Below are 20680 nucleotides of genomic sequence, written 5' to 3'. Positions count from 1 at the left end.
CAGCATGGAGCTGGTAGCCGTGGCGGCGCCAGTCTAGGGCCTGGCATGCAGCAATACCAGACCGCTTGTCAGCCATGCTCGAACTCAGGCCCGTATTAGGGCGATACGCCTGAAGGGCACCCCGAGGGCGCCACCTGCGGGCAGCGCGCTCTGATACAGGCCGGTCGATCAATACCCGCGGTCGAAGTCCACCTCGCCACGCAGCGCCTGGTCGGCTTCGAACGCCTGCAGGTTGTCGAGGAACAACCGCACCATGGCCGCAGGCGTGGTGGGCGCTGCGCTGTGTCCGGTCAGCAACAGGCCCCAGGCGGTCCAGAATGGATGCTGCCTGGGCAGGGGTTCCTGGCGGCAGACGTCGATCACCGCCCCGGCCAGGTGCCCCTCCTTCAGCGCCTCCACCAGGTCGGCGTCGACGACGGCCACACCGCGCCCGGCATTGATGAACAACGCAGTGGGCTGGAAACGCCGGAACATCGCCGCGTCAAAGATATCGTGCGTGGCCGGCGTGTCGGGCAGCAGGTTCAGCACATAGTCGACCTCGCCCACCAGGCGCGCGAGATCGTCCAGGGCTGCTACCTCGGCGAATGGCGGCTGTTCACGGGCCTGGCTGGCCACACCGTACAGCACCACCCCGAACGGGCACAGGAACTCGGCCACGGCCTGGCCGATATCGCCGGTGCCGACGATCAATACCTTGCGGCCCTGCAGCGAGCAACCAGGGCGCTCATCCCAGCGCCGCTCCACCTGGCTGACCAGGCGCGACAGGACGTGCCGTTCATGGCCCAGCATGTAGGTGAGCATGTATTCGGCCATGACCTGGCCGAAAATGCCCACGGCGCGGGTCAGGCGATACGCGCGGGGCAGCCCCGTGGCCAGCAGGGGCGTGATGCCGGCCCAGGTCGACTGCATCCAGTGGGGGCGATGCCCCTGGCGCAACAAGCTGGCCAGCAGGTCGGGCTGGCCGAGCCAGACTGGGCACTGCGGCGCCAGCCGGGCCAATTGCGCGGAATCGTCGCTGGTCAGGACTTCAAGGTGCGGTGCCGCCTGGTGCAACAGGTCGGCGTAGCGGGCGTGGTCATGCTCGGCAATCAGTACGCGCATGATCAGGCGGGATCGTTTCGGTGCAGCAACTCGTCAGGCAGGTGCTCGATGTACTCGTCATCCGGCGGCGGCATCTGCAGGTGATAACCCTGATTGTCGAGGTTCTCCAGCACCTTGGTGATGTCTTCGCGGGCCAGCTTGCGTTCGGGGCTGAGCACCAGGTCGAAGGCGTGCTGGGGCGTGCCGAAGAACGGCAGCAAGCCTTCGGGTACGCGTTGCAAGCCATCGGCCTTGAGTACGTACAGGTACATTTCGTTCTTGCGGGGGCTCTTGTAGATCGAGCAGATGCGTTTCATTGAGGGTCTCCGGCACCGGCCAGGCTGTCCAGCAGTGCCTGGCCCATCCGCTCACGGCGCCAGCCGCGCAGCGAATCGGGCAAGGTGTAAGGGCCATCGGGGTAACCGCTTTTGAGCAGGGCCTCGAGGGTTTTCTTGCGCAGCATCAGCTCGGGCGCGATACCCAGCCGTTGCCCTTCGGCCTGGCCGACGGCGCGCAGTTGCTTGAGAATGCCCGAGGCTTCGATCGGCAACGGCTCAGGCAATGGCTCGGGCCATTGTTCGGCCGGAAGGCTAGCGGCGTGCTTGATCAGTTGCAGCAAGGTTTCGCCATCCTGGCGCAAGGTGCGCGGGTGCATGTCGTCGATGCGGGCCAAGGCCGCCAGGTTGGTCGGCTGGCTCTTGGCGATGGGCCACAGCGCATGCTCCTTGAGGATGCGGTTGCGCGGAACGTCACGCAGGCGGGCCTCCCGCTCGCGCCAGGCGCACAGGGCGCGCAGCACCGCCAACTGCTGGGGCGACAGCTTCCACGCCAGCTTGACCTCACGGTACAGGCTGTCGGGCTGCACCTCGCGGCGCAACTGGGCCACCAGTTCAGCACCGTCTTCCAACACCCAGGCGTACTTGTCGTCGGACAGGCGCGCACGCAAGGCGCTGAACAGCTCGGCCAGGTGCACGGCGTCCTCGGCGGCATAGCTGACCTGGGTCTCGGACAGTGGGCGTTGCAACCAGTCGGAGCGGGTCTCGCCTTTGGGCAGGTCGATGCCCAGCACCTCCTGCACCAGCCGCGAATAGCCCATGGAGAAGCCAAGGTTGAGGTAGCCGGCAGCCAGCTGGGTGTCGAACAACGGCTGGGGCAGCTTGCCGGTCAGGCGCAGCAGCACCTCCAGGTCCTCGCTGCAGGCATGCAGCACCTTGACCACGTTACGGTCTTCGATCAGCTCGGCCAGCGGCTGCCAGTTGGCGATCAACAGCGGGTCGATCAGGAACGCGCACTTGCCATCGCCAATCTGGATCAGCCCTGCCTTGGGGTAGAAGGTATCGACGCGCATGAATTCGGTATCGACCGCGACATACGGCAATTGGCGCCAGTCGCGGCAGTGTTCGGCCAGGCTCAGGTCGTCACGGATCCAGTGAATTTCGATGGCCACAAGGCTCTCCCACTAACATTGGCGCGCAGTATATACGGCGCGGGCACTGCTGGTGAAACCCGGGCCATCCTTGATGTCGATCAATGGTGCAATTTCACGGACTGTGCAACCAGGCCCGCGCCAAGCTCCAGGCAATGTCCCCCCACTGCGCGTTGACGGCGTTCGCCAGGCAAGCCCACCCTCGCCTGCTCAGTGCCTGGCGGTGAGCCAGGGCCGGCAGCTGGCGAACAGGTCCAGGGATCGCTCGTACACCTGGGTATGAACCTGCAATAACCCCAGCATCGAGTGGAACAGGTTGTCCTGGGACAAGGGCGCATCGTTCAACTTGGCCAGGCAACCGGTATCGACACCGAAGTCCTTCTGATAGCTGTCGGAAAACCAGGCCAGCAGCGGTACATGCTTTTGCTGTTCCGGGGCGATGGCGTACGGCGTCCCGTGCAGGAACAGGTTGTACTCGCCCAGCGATTCGCCATGGTCGGACAGGTAGATCATGGCCGTATCGACCTTGTCCTGCCGGCTGCGCAGGGTGTCGATCAAGCTGGCCAGGACCCGGTCGGTGTAGGCCAGGGTATTGTCGTAGCCATTGATTATCTGCTCCTGGCTGCACTGGTCCAGGGCATTGCTCTGGCACACCGGGGCAAAGCGCTGGTCGGCCTTGGGGTAGCGTTTGAAGTAGTCGGGGCCGTGGCTGCCCATCTGGTGCAGCACCAGCACGGTGTCCTTGTCCAAGTGGTCGATCAGCTCGCCCAGCCCCTGCAGCAGGATTTCGTCGTGGCACTCGCCTTCGCCACAGAACTGCGGGTCCTTGAGCTTGCTCACGTTGATGAACTGCACGCGGTCGCAGGTGCCCTTGCACCCGGACTGATTGTCGCGCCACTGTACATCCAGGCCCGCCCGCTTGAGAATATCGAGCAGCCCTTCGCGGTTCTTGGCGATGCGCGCATCGTAGGCTTTGCGGGGCATGCCGGAAAACATGCAGGGTACCGACACAGCCGTTTCAGTGCCGCAGGAATGAACGTCCGAGAACGCCAGCAACCCTTGCTCGGCGGCAAGCCTGGGGGTGGTATCGCGGTTGTAGCCCAGCACGCCGAAGTGATCGGCGCGCGCGCTTTCACCCACCACCAGCACCGTCAGGGACTTGCGCTGATGGTGCTGCCAGTCCGGGGTGCGGGCGGCATCTTCGCCATAGTGGGCAAAGGGGCGTGCACTGGTGACCACGCGCTCGCTCACGTACGCCATGGAGGCACCGACGATATTGCTGGGGGTCAGCATCAGGCGCAGTTCGTGGTGATTGCGAAACAGCGACGACAGGCCCTGATAATTGGCCAACCCTACCGAGCCCAGGCCCACCACGCAGGCCGCCGTGACCACCAGCTTGCCGAACAGCTCACGCTGCCACGGCCGATACACCACCGGCGCTCGCCATAGCAGCACCGAGGGCAACACCCCAAGGCCAAGCATGTACAAGCCGAACTTCAGCGACAGCAGGTCGCGCACTTCTGCCACGTTGGTTTCGGCGATGTTGGCGAACATGCCCGCATCGATCAGCACCCCATAGCGGTTCATGAAATACGCCACCGCCGCACCACTGACGAACAGCAGCACCAGCAACGGCTTGAGCACATAGCGGAAGGCAATGAGGGTAAGGATGAGGTTGAAGGCGAACAACATCAGCACCGCAAATGCCAGGGTCAACCACAGGCCGGGCAAGCCGGGGGGCACTACCTGTTCCAAGTGCTCCCAAAGGAAGACATTCAAGCCGATCAACAGGTACAGGCTGGCCAGCAGCGTGACCCATTCGGTGCGCAGGGGTTTGATGTTGAGCATTCAGGTTCGCAACCAAGAGAAGTGACCACCAGCGCCGGATGGCACTGGGAGCAAGCTGGGCGAACTCTAGAAACCGAGCCATCAATTTTCTGTGAAAAATAACGTAACAATTTAGTGAAAGCGCTGATTTCGGCGCGTACCCGTCAGTCGTTCAGCAGGGGTTCAGGATTCGCAGCCTCCCTCCCCGGGACAAACGCGGCTATCCTCAGAGGTCAGGACCTTAACCAATCCCCCTGACAGAGGTGAAGAAATGCCTGTTCCGCACGATCTGCTCGCTGACTTGCACGTTACCGCTGACGCATTCCAGGCACTCATTGACAAGGACCAGACGCTGCATGGCTTGCACAAGGAGTACAACGCCAAGGACAAGGAAGTGGTCGCCGCCGAGAAGAACGGCACCAACGACGAGGCCGTTACGCGCTTGCGCCGCGAGCGGCTGCTGATCAAGGACAAGATCGAGCGCATCATCCATCCGCCTAAATAATCACCGGCCTCTTTGCAAGCGCCAGCCCGTCATCGCTTCGCATGACGGGCTGGCGCTGAACCGCACGCCACTACAGCCCTGCCATCACTGCTAGGCCAAAGCGCCCAGCGCCGTTTCCAGGTCATCGATCAAATCGGCGACCGCCTCGATGCCCACCGACAGGCGCAACAGGTTCTCACTGATGCCCATTGCCCCTTTCTGCTCGGGGCTCATGGAGCAGTGGGACATGGTCCAGGAATGGTTGATCATGCTTTCGACCCCACCCAGCGAGTCGGCCAGCACGAAAATCTGCAGCGCTTCGACCAGCCGATTGAGCGCCGCCCGATCACCCTTGACCTTCATGGCGACCACCGCCCCGCCGCTGCGCATCTGACGCTTGCACAGCTCATGCTGCGGGTGGCTTGGCAGCCCTGGGTAGTAGACCTGCTCGACCTGCGGGTGGCCTTCGAGCCTGCGGGCCACTTCCAGCGCGTTGGCACACTGGCGCTCCATGCGCACGTCCAGGGTCTTGAGGCCGCGCAACGCCAGGTAGCAATCGAACGGCCCTTGCACCGCGCCGATGGCCATGCTGATGCGGCGCAGCTGTCGGTGCAGGTCTTCGCTGGCCGCCACCACCACCCCACCAGTGAGATCGGAATGGCCACCGATGTACTTGCTGGCCGAGTGCATGACCAGGTCCACGCCCAGGGTGATCGGGCGCTGGTTCCACGGTGAGCAGAAGGTATTGTCGATGCAGGTCAGGATGCCCCGGGTGCGGGCAAGGTCGCATACGGCCTTGATGTCGACCAGGTGCAGCAACGGGTTGGTCGGTGATTCGATCCAGATCAGCCGGGTTTCGGGCTTGATGGCAGCAGCCACGGCATCGAGGTTGTTGAGGTCGACGTACGTGGTGGTCAGGCCGGACGTGCGGCTGCGGTAGTCCTCCAGAATTCGGAAGGTGCCACCGTATACACCGTTCATCACCACCACATGGGCGTCCTTGGGCAGCAGTTCGAGCACGGTGGCCGTGGCATTTACCCCTGACGCACAGGCCACCGCCCCTACGCCTTCCTCCAGGGCTGCAACACAGGTCTCGTAGGCGTGGCGGGTGGGGTTGCCTACGCGGCTGTAGGAGTAGTCCGGCGTGTCGTCCAGGCCGCGCTTGATGAACGAACTGGCCGTGACGATGGCTGGAAAAATAGCATTGTCGGCGACTTCGAACTGCTCGCCGGCATGAATGGTTCGGGTGGCGAAATGGCGCGGCTTGTCGGACATGGTCGGGCTCGTTGGCAGAGGTAAGGTTGCCACTATCGCACAACGCAAAAGCCCTGGCCTTGGGGTACCCTGTGAAAACTTCTTCGCCACGGCCCATGCCCCCTATGGACAGCTTCGACCGACACATTCTGACCCTCTTGCAGCGCGATGCCGCGCTCTCGCTCAAGGCCTTGGCCGAGGCCGTCAACCTGTCCACCACCCCTTGCTGGAAGCGGGTCAAGCGCCTGGAAGACGAAGGCTATATCGTCGGTCGTGTAGCCCTGCTGGATCCTGGCCTGCTAGGGCTGGGCCTGACCGTGTTCGTGCAGGTCAAGACCCAGCGTCATGACAGTGCATGGCTGGAGCAGTTCGCCGCCACGGTCACGGCGTTCGAGGAGGTGATGGAGTGCTACCGCATGTCCGGCGACTGGGACTACATGCTGCGGGTGGTGGTGGGCGATATCGCGGCGTACGACCGGTTCTACAAGAAGCTGATTACCAGCACCGATGGGTTGTCCAACATTACCTCGAGCTTTGCCATGGAGCAGATGAAGTACACCACGGCCTTTCCAGTGAACCGCGGTTGACGCGGGTTTGCACGGGCGGCCCTGTTGCACACTGAGGCTCAGTCGGTCGCCAGGGCCGCTGCAATGCGATTATCCGCCTTGGCCTTCTCGACCTTGATCGCCACGAACTTGGAGGTCGGGGTGTAGGTCCCTTCACCATAACTTTCCAGCGGCACCAGGGGGTTGGTTTCCGGGTAATAGGCGGCAGCCTGCCCCTGCGGTACGTCATAGGCCACCAGACGAAAACCCGACACCCGTCGCTCGACGCCGTCGTCCCAGAGCGACACCAGGTCGACGTGTTCACCGGGCTCAAAGCCCATGCGCCGAATGTCGGCCTCGTTGACGAACACCACTTCGCGTAGCCCGAACACACCGCGGTAACGGTCATCCAGGCCATAGAGGGTGGTGTTGTACTGATCATGGGAGCGCAGGGTTTGCAGGATCAGGTCCGGTTTGTCGCCACGGGCCAGCACCTGGGCGTTGACCAGTTCAGCGGGTAGCGCATTGGGGCTGAATTGCGCCTTGCCGGTAGCCGTGCGCCAGGTGCGGTCGGCAGCGTGGTTACCCAGGTGGAAGCCCCCGGGTTGCTGCAGGCGTTCGTTGAAATGTTCGAAGCCTGGAATCACGTCGGCAATCAGGCTGCGGATATGGGCGTAATCGGCCACCGCGTGCTCCCAATCGATGGGGTGCTTGCCCAGGGTGGCCTGGGCCATGCCGGCAATGATCCAGGGTTCGGAGCGCATGTGGGGCGAACGTGGCCGTAACTGGCCGTGGGAGATGTGCACCATGCTGAAGGTGTCTTCGACTGTTACACCTTGCGGCCCGCTGGCCTGCATGTCGATTTCGGTGCGGCCCAGGCAGGGCAGGATCAAGGCATCGCCACCGGTCACCAGGTGCGAGCGGTTGAGCTTGGTGGAAATCTGCACGGTCAGTGCGCAGTTGCGCAGGGCGGCATGGGTGCGTGCGGTGTCTGGGGTGGCCTGGGCAAAATTGCCCCCAAGGCCGATGAACACCTTCGCCCGACCTTCTTCCATGGCCTTGATCGCCAGTACGGCGTTGTGCCCGTGGGTGCGCGGCACCTGGAACTCAAAGCGAGCTTGCAAGGCATCGAGCAAGGCGGCCTTGGGCTTCTCGTCGATGCCCATGGTCCGGTCACCCTGCACGTTGCTGTGCCCGCGCACCGGCGAGAGCCCCGCGCCGGGTTTGCCGACATTGCCACGCAGCAATTGCAGGTTGACGATTTCCTGGACGATGGCCACCGAATGACGATGCTGGGTAACGCCCATGGCCCAGCACATGATCACGCGTTCGGCCTTGCGGTACATGCGCGCGGCCTGTTCGATCTCGGCCTGGGTCAGCCCGGACTGCGCCACGAGGGCCGGCCAGGGTGTGGCATCCAAGGTCTGCAGGTAGGCCTCGATACCGCTGGTGTGCTCGGCGATGAACGCATGATCGAATACCGCAGGTTCGCCCTTGGCGTTGGCTTCGCGTTCCCACTGCAGCAGGTACTTGGCGATGCCGCGCATGACCGCCATGTCCCCGCCCAGTGCCGGGCGGAAGTAGGCGGTATTGGTGGGCTCGGAGCCGTTGCTGAGCATCTCCAGGGGGTGCTGCGGGTGCTGGAAGCGCTCAAGGCCCCGCTCCTTGAGGGGGTTGAAACACACCACCTGGGCACCGCGCTTCACGGCTTCGCGCAGCGGTTCGAGCATGCGCGGGTGGTTGGTGCCAGGGTTCTGGCCAATGACGAAGATGGCGTCGGCCAACTCCAGGTCGTGAAAGACCACGGTGCCTTTGCCTACGCCCAGGGTCTGCGCCATCCCGACGCCGCTGGCCTCGTGGCACATGTTCGAGCAGTCCGGGAAGTTGTTGGTGCCGTAGGCGCGCACGAACAACTGATAAAGGAAGGCCGCTTCGTTGCTGGCCCGGCCCGAGGTATAGAACTCGGCCTGATCGGGAGATTCCAGGGCGTGCAGGTGCTTGGCGATCAGCGCAAAGGCCTCTGCCCAGCTCGTCTCGACATAGTGGTCGGTGGCCGCGTCATAGCGCATGGGATGAGTCAGGCGGCCCTGGAACTCGAGCCAGTAATCGGTCTGAGCGGCCAGGGCACTGACGCTGTAGCGGGCAAAGAAGGCCGGATCGACCGAGCGCCCGGTGGCCTCCCAATTGACGGCCTTGGCGCCGTTCTCGCAAAACTTGACCGTGTCGTTTTCCGGCGACTCGCCCCAGGCGCAACCGGGGCAGTCGAAGCCGCCATTCTGGTTGGTCTTGAGCATGGCGCGCAAATTCTTGAAGGCGTTGTCACTGCCCAGCCAGCTCTTGGTCACGCTCTTGAGCGCGCCCCAGCCGGCAGCGGCGCCTTTGTAGTTGCGGATATGTGGGTCCTGGCTCATGGGTGAAATCCTCGCCCTGCTATGGCTTTTGTCCAGCCTATGAAGCCTTGTGCAGAGCCGTCCAATCGAAAGATCCTACGAGGTGATAAGCGCCTTCGATGACCCCCGTAGACGCGGGGGCTGAGCAGTGATAGAGAGCATTTATCGGTCAGTCGGCCAAAGCCATTTGACGTCTCGGCCCGCCAGGCGCTAGCTTGGAGGCCAATCCCCCTGATTCGAGCGCGTACGTGGAACAGAGCAGCCGGGCACTGATCGACGGCTTCAACCGGAAAATCGACTACCTGCGGATGTCGGTCACAGACCGCTGCGACTTCCGTTGCGTGTACTGCATGGCCGAGGACATGCAGTTTCTGCCCCGTCAGCAGATCCTGAGCCTTGAAGAGCTGTTCCAGGTGGCCGAGCGTTTCGTGGCGCTGGGCACCCGCAAGATTCGCCTGACCGGGGGCGAGCCGCTGGTACGGCAAGGCATCGTCGACCTGTGCGGGCGCATCGCTGCCCTGCCAGGGCTGCGCGAGTTGTGCCTGACCAGCAACGGCTCGCAGTTGGGGCGCCTTGCGCAACCGCTCTTCGATGCGGGGGTGACGCGGCTGAACATCAGCCTCGACAGCCTGGATGCCGACCGTTTCAAGCAACTGACCCGTACCGGTGACCTGCACCAGGTAATCGCCGGCATCGACGCGGCACGTAAAGCCGGCTTTCGCCGTACCAAGCTCAACTGCGTGGTACTGAAGGGCCGCAATGACCATGAGCTGGTCGACCTGGTGCGTTTTGCGATCGATCGCGAACTGGACATCACCTTCATCGAGGAAATGCCGCTGGGGGAGATCAGCGAGCACGCCCGCGGAGAGTCGTTTTTCTCCAGCGACGAGGTCCGCGCGAGGCTGGCCGAGCAGTTCAGCCTGATCGAGTCGACCGAGTCTTCCCAGGGCCCTGCGCGGTACTGGCGCCTGGCCGATGCCCCGCAAACCCGGGTGGGGTTCATTTCGCCCCACAGCCACAATTTCTGCGCCACCTGCAACCGCGTACGCCTCACCGTAGAGGGTCGCTTGTTGCTGTGCCTGGGCAATGAGCACTCGGTCGACCTCAAGCATGTGCTGCGGGCCCATCCCGGCAACGCTGAACGGCTGGAAAAAGCCATTCGCGACTCGTTGCACCTCAAGCCATATCGCCATCACTTCGAGGTGGGCGGCGACGTTCAAATCCTGCGCTTCATGAACATGACCGGCGGCTGATCAGCCGTCTCTGGATTGCCATGATCGTTCATCCCACCCAGGGTGTACTGCGAGTGCTGTTCACCCTCAAAGGGTCGATCATCAAGCAGATCGCCCTGCGCTGCCTGATGGTCACATTACTGGCGGCAGTCATCGTCCTGGTGGAACGGCATTACCCGGCATTCTTCTATCCGGTCAGCGCTACGCCGTTCACACTGCTCGGCTTGTCGCTGTCGATCTTCATGAGCTTTCGCAACAACGCGTGTTATGACCGTTGGTGGGAGGGACGCAAGGCCTGGGGCAGGTTGATCGTCGAGATTCGGTCGTTCACTCGCGAAAGCGTGGTGATCGCCGATGCCGCGCTGCGCGCCGACATGCTGCGCAGCCTGTGCGGGTTCGCCCATGGGCTCAATGCCAGGCTGCGAGACGAGGACGACCTGGCCGCCGCGCGGCCCTGGCTGGGCAATGCCGAGGCGATCAGCCCCCACAATGTGTGTAACGGCATCCTCCTGCACCTGGGCGAGCAGTGTTCGCGGTTGACCGAGCAGCAGGGCCTGTCCGAGTGGCGCTACAACCTCTTGGCGCAGCGGTTGGCGGGGCTTGGGGAGGTTCAGGCCACCTGCGAGCGGATCAAGGGGACACCGTTGCCCTTCCCCTATACCTTGCTGCTGCATCGCACCATCTACATCTTCTGCCTGTTGCTGCCTTTCGCCCTGGCCGAACCGCTAGGCTGGCTGGCGCCGCTGTTCACGACCATCGTTGGGTATACCTTCTTTGGGCTCGATGCCATTGGCAACGAGCTGGAAGACCCGTTCGGCCGCGACGAGAACGACCTGCCTACCGATGCCATGGTGCGAACGGTAGAGCGTGATGTGTTGGCCGCCCTGGGGCAGACGCCGCTACCGCCAGCGCTGTTGCCGGTGGGGTATGTGTTGAGTTGAAGGCGCTGCGAAGCTCAAAGGAAGCGGTCACCCACAATCGCTGAGACAGGTGCACGTGTTGAGATTCGCTGCAGTCAGGCTACCGAAGCCAGGCTTGCCTTGGCCTGGTTCAGGCCCTTTTCATGGAAATCTCCACTCATGTTCAGGCCTTCGGCATGAATGAACGTCACGTCGTGAATGCCAATGAAGCCCAGCACCTGCCGCAGGTAGGGTTCCTGGTGGTCGCTGCCAGCCCCTGCATGGATGCCGCCGCGTGCGGTCAGTACAATGGCACGCTTGCCGTTCAACAGGCCCTGGGGGCCGGTGGGCGTGTATTTGAAGGTGATGCCGGCGCGCAGCACATGGTCCAGCCAGGCCTTGAGGGTACTGGGGATGGTGAAGTTGTACATGGGCGCTGCCAACACCAGCACATCGGCTGCCAGCAACTCGTCGGTCAGCACGTTGGAGCGGGCCAGGGCTTGGTGCTGGGCAGCACTGCGCTGGTCTTCAGGGTTCATCCAGCCGCCGAGCAGGTCGGCGTCCAGGTGCGGCACCGGGTTGGCCGCCACGTCACGCACCGTAATCTGGTCGGCCGGGTGGGCGGCGCGCCACTGCGCAGTAAAGTCCTGGGTCAGTTGGCGGGAAATCGAATCCTGCTGGCGTGCACTGCTTTCGACGATCAGAACATGGGACATGACGGCCTCCATCGGGCTGGGGTAGATGCGATGGAGGAAGGTTAACGCTTGACCTATCGATGAAAAAGCGTAAATAGTCGGTACGATTTATCGATTAATTAGTTTATTCAGCTGAGCAGCTTACGGTGATGCGCAGCTTGATGATCTGCCGGTTGAACTTGGCGGTAACATCGGCGCGCTTGCCGGCCGGTACAGTTACCCGGCGCACCCGCGGGGCTTCAGGGCCGTTGCGAAAGGTCACCTTGCAGGCGGCGGGCACCTGGCCGTAGTTCTCCAGGGTAATCGCCCCCAGGTCATAGGCCGTGTCGTAGGCAGTGGCGTCTACCTTCACCCCGTCCATGTGTTTCTCCATGTCGATGGGATAGGCAAAAGCGGTCACCGGCAGGCATAGCAGCAATGCCGCACAATATTTCTTCATGGGGCGTTCTCCTTGTGTAGAGCGCAGCTTAGGCCAACAGGAGCAGGACATGAAAGCGCCACGCGTGACGCTGGATCAATGGCGGACCTTGCAAGCTGTAGTCGATCATGGCGGGTTTGCCCAAGCTGCCGAGGTGCTGCACCGCTCGCAGTCGTCGGTCAGTTACACGGTGGCGCGCATGCAGGAACAGCTGGGTGTCCCGTTGCTACGCATCGACGGCCGCAAGGCGGTGCTGACCGAGGCAGGCAGTGTGCTGCTGCGCCGCTCGCGGCACCTGGTCAAGCAGGCCAGCCAACTCGAGGACCTGGCGCACCACATGGAACAGGGTTGGGAAGCCGAGGTGCGCCTTGTGGTCGATGCCGCCTACCCCAGCGCGCGCCTGGTGCGTGCCCTGGCCGCCTTCATGCCGCAAAGCCGCGGCTGCCGCGTGCGCCTGCGCGAGGAAGTGCTGTCCGGGGTCGAGGAAGTGATGCTCGACGGCATCGCCGACCTTGCCATCAGCAGCTACAACATTGGCGGCTACCTGGGCGCGGAGTTGAGCGCCGTGGAATTCGTGGCCGTGGCTCACCCTGACCACAGCCTGCACCGGCTGGGACGCGAACTGACTTTCCAGGACCTTGAAAGCCAGTTGCAGGTGGTGATTCGAGATTCAGGCCGCTCGCAGCCACGCGATGTGGGCTGGCTTGGCGCCGAACAGCGCTGGACGGTCGGCAGCCTGGGCACGGCTGCCACATTCGTCAGCAGCGGGCTGGGCTTTGCATGGTTGCCGCGGCACATGATCGAGCGCGAGCTGCGTGACGGTGTGCTCAAACCCCTGCCGCTGGACCAGGGCGGTAGCCGCCATCCACTGTTCTATCTTTACGCGAGCAAGGAGAAGTCCCTGGGCCCGGCCACGCAGATCCTCATCGACCTGCTGCGCAACTTCGACACGGCACCGTTGGATGTGCCCTTCGCAGCCCCGGCCCAGGTGTAAGTGTGATGGCCAGGGCCGGCTGCGAACGCGGGCCCCGGCTGGCTGTCCGAGCTGGGTGTCAAACTCGCGATCAGGCCCTGACACAATTTCAAACGCTGCGCCTGTACCTGGCCTACCACCTGTACTGGCAGCCGTCGAAAATTCACGGCACGCTATTACTCCTTGTACATTGCGATATATCCACCGTACCGGCGGCCCTCGAAAGCAGCCGCCTCCACTTTGAAGGACCTTTGCGCCCATGCTGAAAAAATTGCTGCTTACCGCCTGTTCCGTCGCGTTCGCCACCAGCGTCATGGCTTCCGACAAGACGCCGCACGTTGTGCTGGACACCAGCTTCGGCCAGGTGGAAATCGAGCTCAATGCCGAGAAGGCACCCGTCAGCACCCAGAACTTCCTGCAGTACGTGGACAGCGGCTTCTACAACAACACCATCTTTCATCGAGTAATCCCGGGCTTCATGGTGCAAGGCGGCGGCTTCACCGAGCAGATGGTACAGAAGGAGACCAAGGATCCGATCCCCAACGAAGCCAGCAATGGCCTGCAAAACACCCGCGGCACCCTGGCCATGGCCCGCACCTCGAACCCGAACTCGGCCACCAGCCAGTTCTTCATCAACGTGGCCGACAACGATTTCCTCAACCCAGGCCGTGACGCGGGTTATGCCGTGTTCGGCAAGGTGACCAAAGGCATGGAAGTGGTCGACCAGATCGTCAATTCGCCCACCACCGTCAAGAAAGGCATGCGTGACGTGCCCGCCGACCCTGTGTTCATCAAATCGGCTAAACGCATCGATTGATCGCGGGTCTCACAGGGACGTGACCCGATTACCGGTCGGTTGAACAGGAGTTTCAACGCTGATGCTGTACCGTCGTTTCGAGCAACTGATCGACATCTTCCGTGACGCCCCCAGCGAAGCGCCGCCCAGCGGCGTGTGGGCGTTCTATTTGTATTATCTGCGCCAGGTCTGGCCAAGCTTTCTGGCTTTACTGGTGGTTGGCCTGATCGCTTCGTTGATCGAAGTGGCCATGTTCAGCTTCCTGAGCCGCATCATCGACCTGGCCCAGGGCACGCCCAGCGCCAGTATTTTCAGCGAGCACAGCGGCGAGTTGATCTGGATGCTGGTGGTGGTGCTGTTGCTGCGTCCGTTGTTCTTCGGGCTGCATGACCTGCTGGTGCATCAGGCCATCAACCCAGGCATGACCAGCATGATCCGCTGGCAGAACCACAGCTATGTGCTCAAGCAGAGCCTGAACTTCTTCCAAAGCGACTTCGCCGGGCGCATCGCCCAGCGCATCATGCAGACCGGCAACTCGCTGCGCGACTCGGCGGTGCAGGCGGTGGATGCGTTATGGCACGTGCTGATCTACGCCGTCACGTCGCTGGTGTTGTTTGCCGAGGCTGATTGGCGGTTGATGCTGCCCCTGGTGATCTGGATCGTGTGCTTCATTGCCGCCTTGGCGTATTTCGTGCCACGTGTAAAAGCGCGCTCGGTGGTGTCGTCCGATGCCCGCTCCAAGCTGATGGGCCGCATCGTCGATGGCTATACCAACATTGCCACGCTCAAGCTGTTTGCCCACACCGATCACGAACAACAGTACGCCCGCGAGGCCATCAGCGAGCAGACCGAGAAAACCCAGCTGGCTTCGCGGGTGATCACCAGCATGGACGTGGTCATCACCACGTTGAACGGCTTGCTGGTGGTCGGCACCACCGGGCTTGCCCTGTGGCTGTGGAGCCAGTCGCTGATCACGGTGGGGGCCATTGCCTTGGCGACTGGTTTGGTCATCCGCATCGTGAACATGTCGGGGTGGATCATGTGGGTGGTCAACGGCATTTTCGAGAACATTGGCATGGTGCAGGATGGCCTGCAGACCATCGCCCAGCCCGTCACCGTCACCGACCGCCCTGCTGCCCCGGCCTTGAAGGTTACCCAGGGCGCCGTGCGGTTCGAGAACGTGCGCTTTCACTATGGTGAAGCGAGGAATGTGATCGAGGGGCTGAACCTGGCGATTCGGCCCGGGGAAAAGATCGGCCTGATCGGACCGTCTGGTGCCGGGAAGTCGACCTTGGTGAATTTGCTGTTGCGTCTGTACGACGTGCAAGGTGGGCAGATTCTGATCGATGACCAGGACATTGCGCAGGTGAGCCAGGCAAGCCTGCGTGCGCAGATCGGCATGATCACCCAGGACACCTCGTTGCTGCACCGCTCGATCCGCGAGAACCTGCTGTACGGCCGCCCGGATGCGACTGACGCCCAGTTGCAGGAAGCGGTGCGCCGCGCCCGGGCTGATGAATTCATCCCGCACCTGTCGGACGCCCAGGGCCGTACCGGCCTGGATGCGCATGTAGGTGAGCGTGGGGTGAAGCTGTCCGGCGGCCAGCGCCAACGCATCGCGATTGCCCGGGTGCTGCTGAAGAATGCGCCGATTCTGATCATGGACGAGGCCACGTCCGCGCTGGATTCGGAGGTGGAGGCGGCGATCCAGGAGAGCCTGGAAACGCTGATGCAGGGCAAGACCGTGATCGCCATCGCCCACCGGCTGTCCACCATTGCCCGCATGGACCGGCTGGTGGTGCTGGACAAGGGCCGGGTCGTGGAGGTGGGTAGCCATACTGAGTTGCTGGAGCAGCGGGGGTTGTATGCGCGGCTTTGGCAGCATCAGACAGGTGGGTTTGTGGGGGTTGATTAGGTGAGGTCCGGGTTTTGATGTTTGAGGAGAGGGATGAAACCTCGAGCCTGCTCAAAAGCCGGGGCCGCTGCGCGGCCCATCGCGGCACAAGGCCGCTCCCACTGCGATAGCGCTGGCCTTCAGGTGTCACGTAGGTGAGTAACGATTCAAAGAGCAACTGCCCTGCGCCGACTTAGAAGCTAGCGAACTTCTGGGTGGGAAGCGGCCTTGCGCCGCGATGGGCCGCAAAACGGCCCCAAGTCATAGGCTGTAAACTGTCTCACTCTGCTCACTTCAATGGCCAGCTACCCTTGCAATGACTACGCAAGGAGGTCGCCATGATAGGCCGAGGTTCTCACCGCTTACGTCTGGGCAGGTTCTCCGAGCCCGGGCGGTTATACCTACTGACCACCGCCACCCGAAACCGTACCCCACTTTTCACACACCTGCACTACGCCAGGGCCGTGATCCAGCAGCTGCAACTCACCGCTACGCAACGACAGTGCCAGAGCCTCGCCTGGGTACTGATGCCCGATCACCTGCACTGGCTAATCACGCTAGGCCCCTGCAGCCTCGACGAGCTGATGCGTGAATTCAAATCACGCAGCAGTTGCGCGCTTTACACACGAGGCGCCGAGCACCAGCGAATCTGGCAACCTGGCTTCCATGACCGCGCCCTTCGCCGTGACGAACAGGTGCGCAGCGTCGCTCGCTACATCATCGCCAATCCAATCCGCGCCGGCCTGGTAACGCGAGCGAGCGATTACCCACATTGGGACTGTGTCTGGCTCAATGGCCCTCTTCCCGGCGATAAGGCAACATCTCTCGTGCCTGGGCGGCATACGCCATCACTCCTTCACGCTCCTGAAGCAGAAAATCGGCCACAGCCGTGCGTAACCCGGGATGCAGCAGGTAATGCCACGAGCGCGTGATCACCGGCTCGAACCCGCGAATCAACTTGTGCTCACCCTGGGCGCCAGCATCGAAACGTTGCAGCCCTTGGGCTATGGCGAAGTCCATGCCTTGATAGAAACACGTCTCGAAATGCAGGCGATCGAACTCGGCCAGGCAGCCCCAGTAACGGCCAAACAGGCTGTCCCCACCTACCAGGCTCAGCGCCATTGCCACGTCCCGCCCGGCCTGGCGCGCCATTACCACGCGCAGGGCGTGGGGCATGCGCTCGGCCAGCAAGCTGAAGAACTCCCGCGTCAGGTAAGGCGCCCGGCCGCGCACGGCGTAGGTGTTGGCGTAACACAGGTAGACGAAATCCCACTGGGCTTGGTCCAGTTCGTCACCCCGGTACCAGCGAAAATCAATCCCCTGCCCCGCTACCTGCTCACGCTCCTTGCGCATCTGCTTGCGCTTGCGGGAGCTGAGGGTGTCGAGAAAATCCTGGAAATCGCGGTAGCCGCGGTTCTGCCAGTGAAACTGGCAACCCAGGCGCTCCATCCAGCCCGGCAGGCGCGCCAACTGTTCGTCCAGCGCAGGGTCGGTGAAGTTGATGTGGGCGCCGGACAGGCCGGCTTTGCTCAGGTACTCGGGCAAGGCCTGCAGTAACAAGTGCCCGGCTGCCGCATCGGCCGTCAGCAAGCGCGGGCCACTGACCGGGCTGAACGGCACGGCCCCCAGCAGCTTGGGATAGTAGGCGATGCCAGCCCGCTCACAGGCATCCGCCCAACCATGGTCGAACACGTACTCACCGTACGAATGCCACTTGCGGTAACCCGGCAGCAGCGCTTGCACCTTGCCCTCGTGCTCGAGCACCAGATGTTCGGCCGCCCACCCGTTGTTGCGCGCGACACTGCCGCTGTCTTCCATCGCACTGAGAAAGGCATGGCTGAGAAACGGCTGGCCTTCGGGCACCAGGGCGTCCCAGGTGGCGGCTGGCATATCACGCAAATGAGCAAGGCTATACAGACTGGTCACAGGGTCGGCTCGCGGCATCAAGGCCCCCAGTATCACCAAGCTGGGCGCTGGACTCAAATGACGATCGCCCCGCAGCCTTCACTTCACAGCAGTGACATCATTGCGACATTAATCTGTCACTCGCCCCCGCAATACTTGCGCCTGTTTTCCGGAACCACAGAACCTGTCTATTCAGGCCCTTCCGGAGACATGCCAACACAGGGGCGGGCGCTCGGCGTCCCCCATCTTATTCAGTAGGGAGAACCGTATGCGTCTTGTTTCTACACTTACCGGAGCAAGCCTGACCGGCATGGTGCTGGCCATGAGCACCACTCCGGCCAGTGCGGCCGTTGACGCCAAGCTGCTCGAAATGCTCCGCGCCAATGGCTCGATCAACCAGGCGCAATACAGCGAGCTGCAGGCTGACCTGGCCCAGGAAACCAAGGAAAAGGCCGCTCAGAAAGCCCAGTCCGAGCGCATGAGTTCGTTCGAGCAAAAAGTGGCCTGGGCGGCCAAGACTCAGATCAAAGGCGACGTGCGCCTGCGTTATGAAGACGTCAACGTGGACAACCCGATTTCCCGCAGCGGCAACCAGGACCGGGAGCGTGTGCGTGCCCGTGTCGGTTTCTACAGCGAGATCAACCCGCAAGTGGACGCCGGGGTGCGGGTCGCCACCGGCAGCAGCGCCGATGCGCGCTCGACCAACCAGAGCCTGGACAACTACTTCGAGAAGAAATCGTTGTGGGTGGACCTGGCCTACCTCGACTGGCACCCCACCGCCGTGCCGAACCTGCACCTGATCGGCGGCAAGATGATGCAGCCCTGGGTGAGCATGGGCGACATCATCTGGGACAGCGACATCAACCCCGAAGGCGTAGCCGCTACCTACAAGACCAACCTGGGCCCTGCCGAGGTGTTCGGCAGCATCGGCCACTACAACCTCAAGGACAACGTCGACGGCGACGGCGTGCAGTTCAAGCACGATGCACAGCTCTACGCTGCGCAGCTGGGGACCAAGTTCAACGCAGCCGACACCGTCAAGGTCACGGTGGGCGGCAGCGTTTACGGCTACGACAACGACAAGTCGTCGGCCGCGCTGCGCTCGCTGGGCAACACCACTGACGAATTCAACCTGGTGGAAGGCTTTGGCCAGGTGGACTTCACCGGCTTCGCCATCCCGCTGTCGGCCTATGGCCAATTCGTGAAGAACACCGAGAGCACCGATGGGCAGGACAAGGCCTGGCTGGCGGGTCTGAAGAGCAAGATCGGGGCCTGGAGCCTGGACTACAACTACCGCGACGTGCAGCGCAATGGCGTCGTGAGCCTGTTCACCGACTCGGACTTCGGCAACGGCTTCACCGGCTCGCGCGGTCACAAGTTCAAGGTTGGCTACGAGATCGACAAGAACTTCGCACTCGGTGCGGCCTATATGATGGCCAAGACCGACTACTCCAACCTGCCCAACAGCAACGCCGATGTGGATACGCTGCAGGTGGACCTGGAAGCCAAGTTCTAAGCACCGCCACCGCGCAAACGGCCGTCCCCATCCGGCCGTTTGCGCTTTTAGGCGGGCATCGCCAGCCTTGCCGGCTTAGCGTTTGCGCAAAATCACGCTGCCGATCGAATACCCCGCGCCAAACGAGCTGAGCACACCCAGCGCCCCTTGTGGCAGGTCATCCTGATACAGGTGCAAGGCAATGACCGAGCCTGCCGAGCTGGTGTTGGCGTAGCGGTCCAGGATCACCGGCGCTTCCTGTTCACTCACTTCACGCCCCAGCAGCTTCTTGACGATCAGGTGGTTCATGCTGAGGTTGGCCTGGTGCAGCCAGAAGCGCGCTACATCGCTGGGCTGAAGGCCGTTTTCCTGCAAATGCTCGCCCACCAGCTCCGCCACTTTCGGGCACACCTCGCGGAACACCTTGCGGCCTTCCTGGATGAACAGCTTGTCTGCGGCGCCTTCGCCCTCCTCCGCCGCGCGGTTGAGGAAGCCGAAGTTGTTGCGGATGTTATTGGAGAACTCGGTCCACAGCTTGCTGCTGACCACGTCGAACTGGTGCGCCGATGTGGCGTGATCGGCGCGTTCGAGCAGTACCGCGGTCGCCGCATCGCCAAAGATGAAGTGGCTGTCACGGTCGCGGAAGTTCAGGTGGCCGGTGCACACTTCAGGGTTGACCATGAGCACGGCCCGCGCCTGCCCCAGCGCCACGCTGTTGGCGGCGGTCTGGATGCCGAAGGTGGCGGACGAACACGCCACGTTCATGTCGAAGGCAAACCCCTGGATGCCCAGCGCCTGCTGCACTTCGATGGCAATGGCCGGGTAAGGGCGCTGCAAGTTGGAACAGGCGACGATGACCCCGTCCACGTCGGCAGCGCTGCGGCCAGCGCGCTCCAGCGCCTGGCGCGCCGCCGCCACGGCCATTTCGCACAGCACCGACGGCTCGTCGTTGGAGCGCTCTGGCAGGCGCGGTTTCATGCGCTGCGGGTCGAGGATGCCGGCCTTGTCCATGACGAAGCGGCTCTTGATACCCGAGGCCTTTTCGATGAACGCCGCATCGGACAGCGGTGCGGCTTCGACCTCGCCACGCTCGATGGCCTGGGCGTTATCCTGGTTGAACTGCTGCGACCAGGTGTTGAAGGAGGCTACCAGTTCTTCGTTGGAGATGCTCTGGGCCGGGGTGTACAGGCCGGTGCCGCTGATCACGACATTATGCACGGTCGTTCCTCTGTTCTTGGGCCATCGCCACCCGGCGCTGGCTGGAAATACACTGATTTAGTGGCACTTTAGTACTAACTTTGCGACGCGGGCAGAGCCCACGCTTGACGGTAGCCCACCTCATGGATGCCATCACCCTGTAGGCGGTG

General features: G+C 62.7%; 18 protein-coding genes and 1 pseudogene. 9 read left to right on the top strand and 10 right to left on the bottom strand.

Going from position 1 to position 20680, the window contains the following annotated elements; genetic code table 11:
• Positions 1 to 168: 168 nt before the first annotated feature.
• From FS767_RS16255 to FS767_RS16240, 4 genes are all read right to left on the bottom strand, one after another.
• Positions 169 to 1101 (bottom strand): D-2-hydroxyacid dehydrogenase, encoded by a 933-nt coding sequence (locus tag FS767_RS16255; RefSeq protein ID WP_144966858.1) that lies wholly within the window; start codon positions 1099 to 1101, stop codon positions 169 to 171.
• A 2-nt stretch (positions 1102 to 1103) separates the two neighbouring features.
• Complete coding sequence (locus FS767_RS16250; RefSeq protein ID WP_023534892.1) at positions 1104 to 1397, bottom strand: YcgL domain-containing protein; 294 nt, start codon at positions 1395 to 1397, stop codon at positions 1104 to 1106.
• Complete coding sequence (gene rnd, locus FS767_RS16245) at positions 1394 to 2527, bottom strand: ribonuclease D (protein ID WP_144966856.1); 1134 nt, start codon at positions 2525 to 2527, stop codon at positions 1394 to 1396. The genes FS767_RS16250 and rnd overlap by 4 nt, the downstream gene beginning before the upstream one ends.
• 189 nt (positions 2528 to 2716) lie before the next feature.
• Positions 2717 to 4354 carry a phosphoethanolamine transferase gene (locus tag FS767_RS16240; protein ID WP_144966854.1) on the bottom strand — a complete coding sequence of 546 codons (1638 nt, stop codon included), beginning with the start codon at positions 4352 to 4354 and terminating at the stop codon, positions 2717 to 2719.
• Positions 4355 to 4604: 250 nt separating this feature from the next.
• Here FS767_RS16240 and FS767_RS16235 point away from each other — a divergent pair, with 250 nt between their 5' ends.
• The gene (locus tag FS767_RS16235) at positions 4605 to 4838 is read left to right on the top strand and encodes a YdcH family protein (protein WP_058604205.1); all 234 of its coding nucleotides are present in this window, start codon (positions 4605 to 4607) and stop codon (positions 4836 to 4838) included.
• 90 nt (positions 4839 to 4928) lie between these two features.
• Here the strand turns inward: FS767_RS16235 and FS767_RS16230 are convergent, their stop codons facing one another.
• Positions 4929 to 6092 (bottom strand): PLP-dependent aspartate aminotransferase family protein, encoded by a 1164-nt coding sequence (locus FS767_RS16230; protein WP_144966852.1) that lies wholly within the window; start codon positions 6090 to 6092, stop codon positions 4929 to 4931.
• Between the two features lie 104 nt (positions 6093 to 6196).
• Between FS767_RS16230 and FS767_RS16225 the strand changes: the two genes are divergently transcribed.
• Complete coding sequence (locus tag FS767_RS16225; RefSeq protein WP_023534914.1) at positions 6197 to 6658, top strand: Lrp/AsnC family transcriptional regulator; 462 nt, start codon at positions 6197 to 6199, stop codon at positions 6656 to 6658.
• A gap of 38 nt (positions 6659 to 6696) precedes the next feature.
• Here FS767_RS16225 and FS767_RS16220 read toward each other — a convergent pair whose 3' ends face one another.
• Positions 6697 to 9027, bottom strand: a complete 2331-nt coding sequence (locus FS767_RS16220) for an FdhF/YdeP family oxidoreductase (RefSeq protein WP_144966850.1) — start codon at positions 9025 to 9027, stop codon at positions 6697 to 6699.
• Positions 9028 to 9254: 227 nt separating this feature from the next.
• Between FS767_RS16220 and moaA the strand changes: the two genes are divergently transcribed.
• Together moaA and FS767_RS16210 are read left to right on the top strand one after the other, a co-directional pair.
• Entirely contained in the window at positions 9255 to 10259 is a 1005-nt protein-coding gene (gene moaA, locus FS767_RS16215) for a GTP 3',8-cyclase MoaA (protein WP_144966847.1), read from the top strand.
• 20 nt (positions 10260 to 10279) lie between these two features.
• Positions 10280 to 11179: a bestrophin family protein gene (locus FS767_RS16210; RefSeq protein WP_058638046.1), complete on the top strand. Its 900-nt coding sequence runs from the start codon at positions 10280 to 10282 to the stop codon at positions 11177 to 11179.
• A gap of 74 nt (positions 11180 to 11253) precedes the next feature.
• Here the strand turns inward: FS767_RS16210 and FS767_RS16205 are convergent, their stop codons facing one another.
• Entirely contained in the window at positions 11254 to 11853 is a 600-nt protein-coding gene (locus FS767_RS16205; RefSeq protein WP_058604201.1) for an FMN-dependent NADH-azoreductase, read from the bottom strand.
• Positions 11854 to 11956: 103 nt separating this feature from the next.
• Positions 11957 to 12271, bottom strand: coding sequence for a 3-phosphoglycerate kinase (locus FS767_RS16200; protein ID WP_144966845.1), 315 nt, complete (start codon positions 12269 to 12271; stop codon positions 11957 to 11959).
• Positions 12272 to 12320: 49 nt separating this feature from the next.
• On the opposite strand from FS767_RS16200, the gene FS767_RS16195 reads away from it, so the two are divergent.
• The 4 genes and pseudogenes from FS767_RS16195 to FS767_RS16180 all read left to right on the top strand — a co-directional run.
• Entirely contained in the window at positions 12321 to 13244 is a 924-nt protein-coding gene (locus FS767_RS16195) for a LysR family transcriptional regulator (RefSeq protein WP_058604199.1), read from the top strand.
• Between the two features lie 238 nt (positions 13245 to 13482).
• Entirely contained in the window at positions 13483 to 14040 is a 558-nt protein-coding gene (locus FS767_RS16190; RefSeq protein WP_144966843.1) for a peptidylprolyl isomerase, read from the top strand.
• 61 nt (positions 14041 to 14101) lie between these two features.
• A complete protein-coding gene (locus FS767_RS16185) occupies positions 14102 to 15934 on the top strand; it encodes an ABC transporter ATP-binding protein (RefSeq protein WP_144966841.1) in 1833 nt (610 codons plus the stop codon).
• A 317-nt stretch (positions 15935 to 16251) separates the two neighbouring features.
• Positions 16252 to 16704, top strand: a pseudogene (locus tag FS767_RS16180) (transposase); the annotation flags it as partial.
• On the opposite strand, the gene FS767_RS16175 reads toward FS767_RS16180, so the two are convergent.
• Positions 16703 to 17857 (bottom strand): GNAT family N-acetyltransferase, encoded by a 1155-nt coding sequence (locus FS767_RS16175; RefSeq protein WP_144966839.1) that lies wholly within the window; start codon positions 17855 to 17857, stop codon positions 16703 to 16705. The pseudogene FS767_RS16180 and the gene FS767_RS16175 sit on opposite strands and share 2 nt — an antisense overlap.
• 229 nt (positions 17858 to 18086) lie before the next feature.
• On the opposite strand from FS767_RS16175, the gene FS767_RS16170 reads away from it, so the two are divergent.
• Complete coding sequence (locus FS767_RS16170; RefSeq protein ID WP_027915803.1) at positions 18087 to 19334, top strand: putative porin; 1248 nt, start codon at positions 18087 to 18089, stop codon at positions 19332 to 19334.
• Positions 19335 to 19409: 75 nt separating this feature from the next.
• Here the strand turns inward: FS767_RS16170 and FS767_RS16165 are convergent, their stop codons facing one another.
• Positions 19410 to 20531, bottom strand: a complete 1122-nt coding sequence (locus FS767_RS16165) for a beta-ketoacyl-ACP synthase III (protein WP_058604195.1) — start codon at positions 20529 to 20531, stop codon at positions 19410 to 19412.
• Positions 20532 to 20680 lie beyond the last annotated feature (149 nt).

The sequence above is a fragment of the Pseudomonas sp. DE0010 genome (genome assembly GCF_007680745.1).
In the GTDB taxonomy this organism is placed as follows: domain Bacteria; phylum Pseudomonadota; class Gammaproteobacteria; order Pseudomonadales; family Pseudomonadaceae; genus Aquipseudomonas; species Aquipseudomonas parafulva_B.
The sequence above is the reverse complement of the archived record's forward strand: the minus strand, read 5'-3'. Positions and strand labels throughout refer to the sequence as shown.

Excerpts from the sequence above, each read along its gene's own strand:
- FS767_RS16190 (WP_144966843.1), top strand. The coding sequence starts at position 13,483 with ATGCTGAAAAAATTGCTGCTTACCGCCTGTTCCGTCGCGTTCGCCACC.
- FS767_RS16170 (WP_027915803.1), top strand. The coding sequence starts at position 18,087 with ATGCGTCTTGTTTCTACACTTACCGGAGCAAGCCTGACCGGCATGGTG.
- FS767_RS16210 (WP_058638046.1), top strand. The coding sequence starts at position 10,280 with ATGATCGTTCATCCCACCCAGGGTGTACTGCGAGTGCTGTTCACCCTC.
- FS767_RS16235 (WP_058604205.1), top strand. The coding sequence starts at position 4,605 with ATGCCTGTTCCGCACGATCTGCTCGCTGACTTGCACGTTACCGCTGAC.
- FS767_RS16255 (WP_144966858.1), bottom strand. The coding sequence starts at position 1,101 with ATGCGCGTACTGATTGCCGAGCATGACCACGCCCGCTACGCCGACCTG.
- FS767_RS16240 (WP_144966854.1), bottom strand. The coding sequence starts at position 4,354 with ATGCTCAACATCAAACCCCTGCGCACCGAATGGGTCACGCTGCTGGCC.
- FS767_RS16195 (WP_058604199.1), top strand. The coding sequence starts at position 12,321 with ATGAAAGCGCCACGCGTGACGCTGGATCAATGGCGGACCTTGCAAGCT.
- FS767_RS16220 (WP_144966850.1), bottom strand. The coding sequence starts at position 9,027 with ATGAGCCAGGACCCACATATCCGCAACTACAAAGGCGCCGCTGCCGGC.
- FS767_RS16250 (WP_023534892.1), bottom strand. The coding sequence starts at position 1,397 with ATGAAACGCATCTGCTCGATCTACAAGAGCCCCCGCAAGAACGAAATG.
- FS767_RS16175 (WP_144966839.1), bottom strand. The coding sequence starts at position 17,857 with ATGCCGCGAGCCGACCCTGTGACCAGTCTGTATAGCCTTGCTCATTTG.
- FS767_RS16230 (WP_144966852.1), bottom strand. The coding sequence starts at position 6,092 with ATGTCCGACAAGCCGCGCCATTTCGCCACCCGAACCATTCATGCCGGC.
- FS767_RS16200 (WP_144966845.1), bottom strand. The coding sequence starts at position 12,271 with ATGAAGAAATATTGTGCGGCATTGCTGCTATGCCTGCCGGTGACCGCT.
- FS767_RS16225 (WP_023534914.1), top strand. The coding sequence starts at position 6,197 with ATGGACAGCTTCGACCGACACATTCTGACCCTCTTGCAGCGCGATGCC.
- FS767_RS16205 (WP_058604201.1), bottom strand. The coding sequence starts at position 11,853 with ATGTCCCATGTTCTGATCGTCGAAAGCAGTGCACGCCAGCAGGATTCG.
- FS767_RS16185 (WP_144966841.1), top strand. The coding sequence starts at position 14,102 with ATGCTGTACCGTCGTTTCGAGCAACTGATCGACATCTTCCGTGACGCC.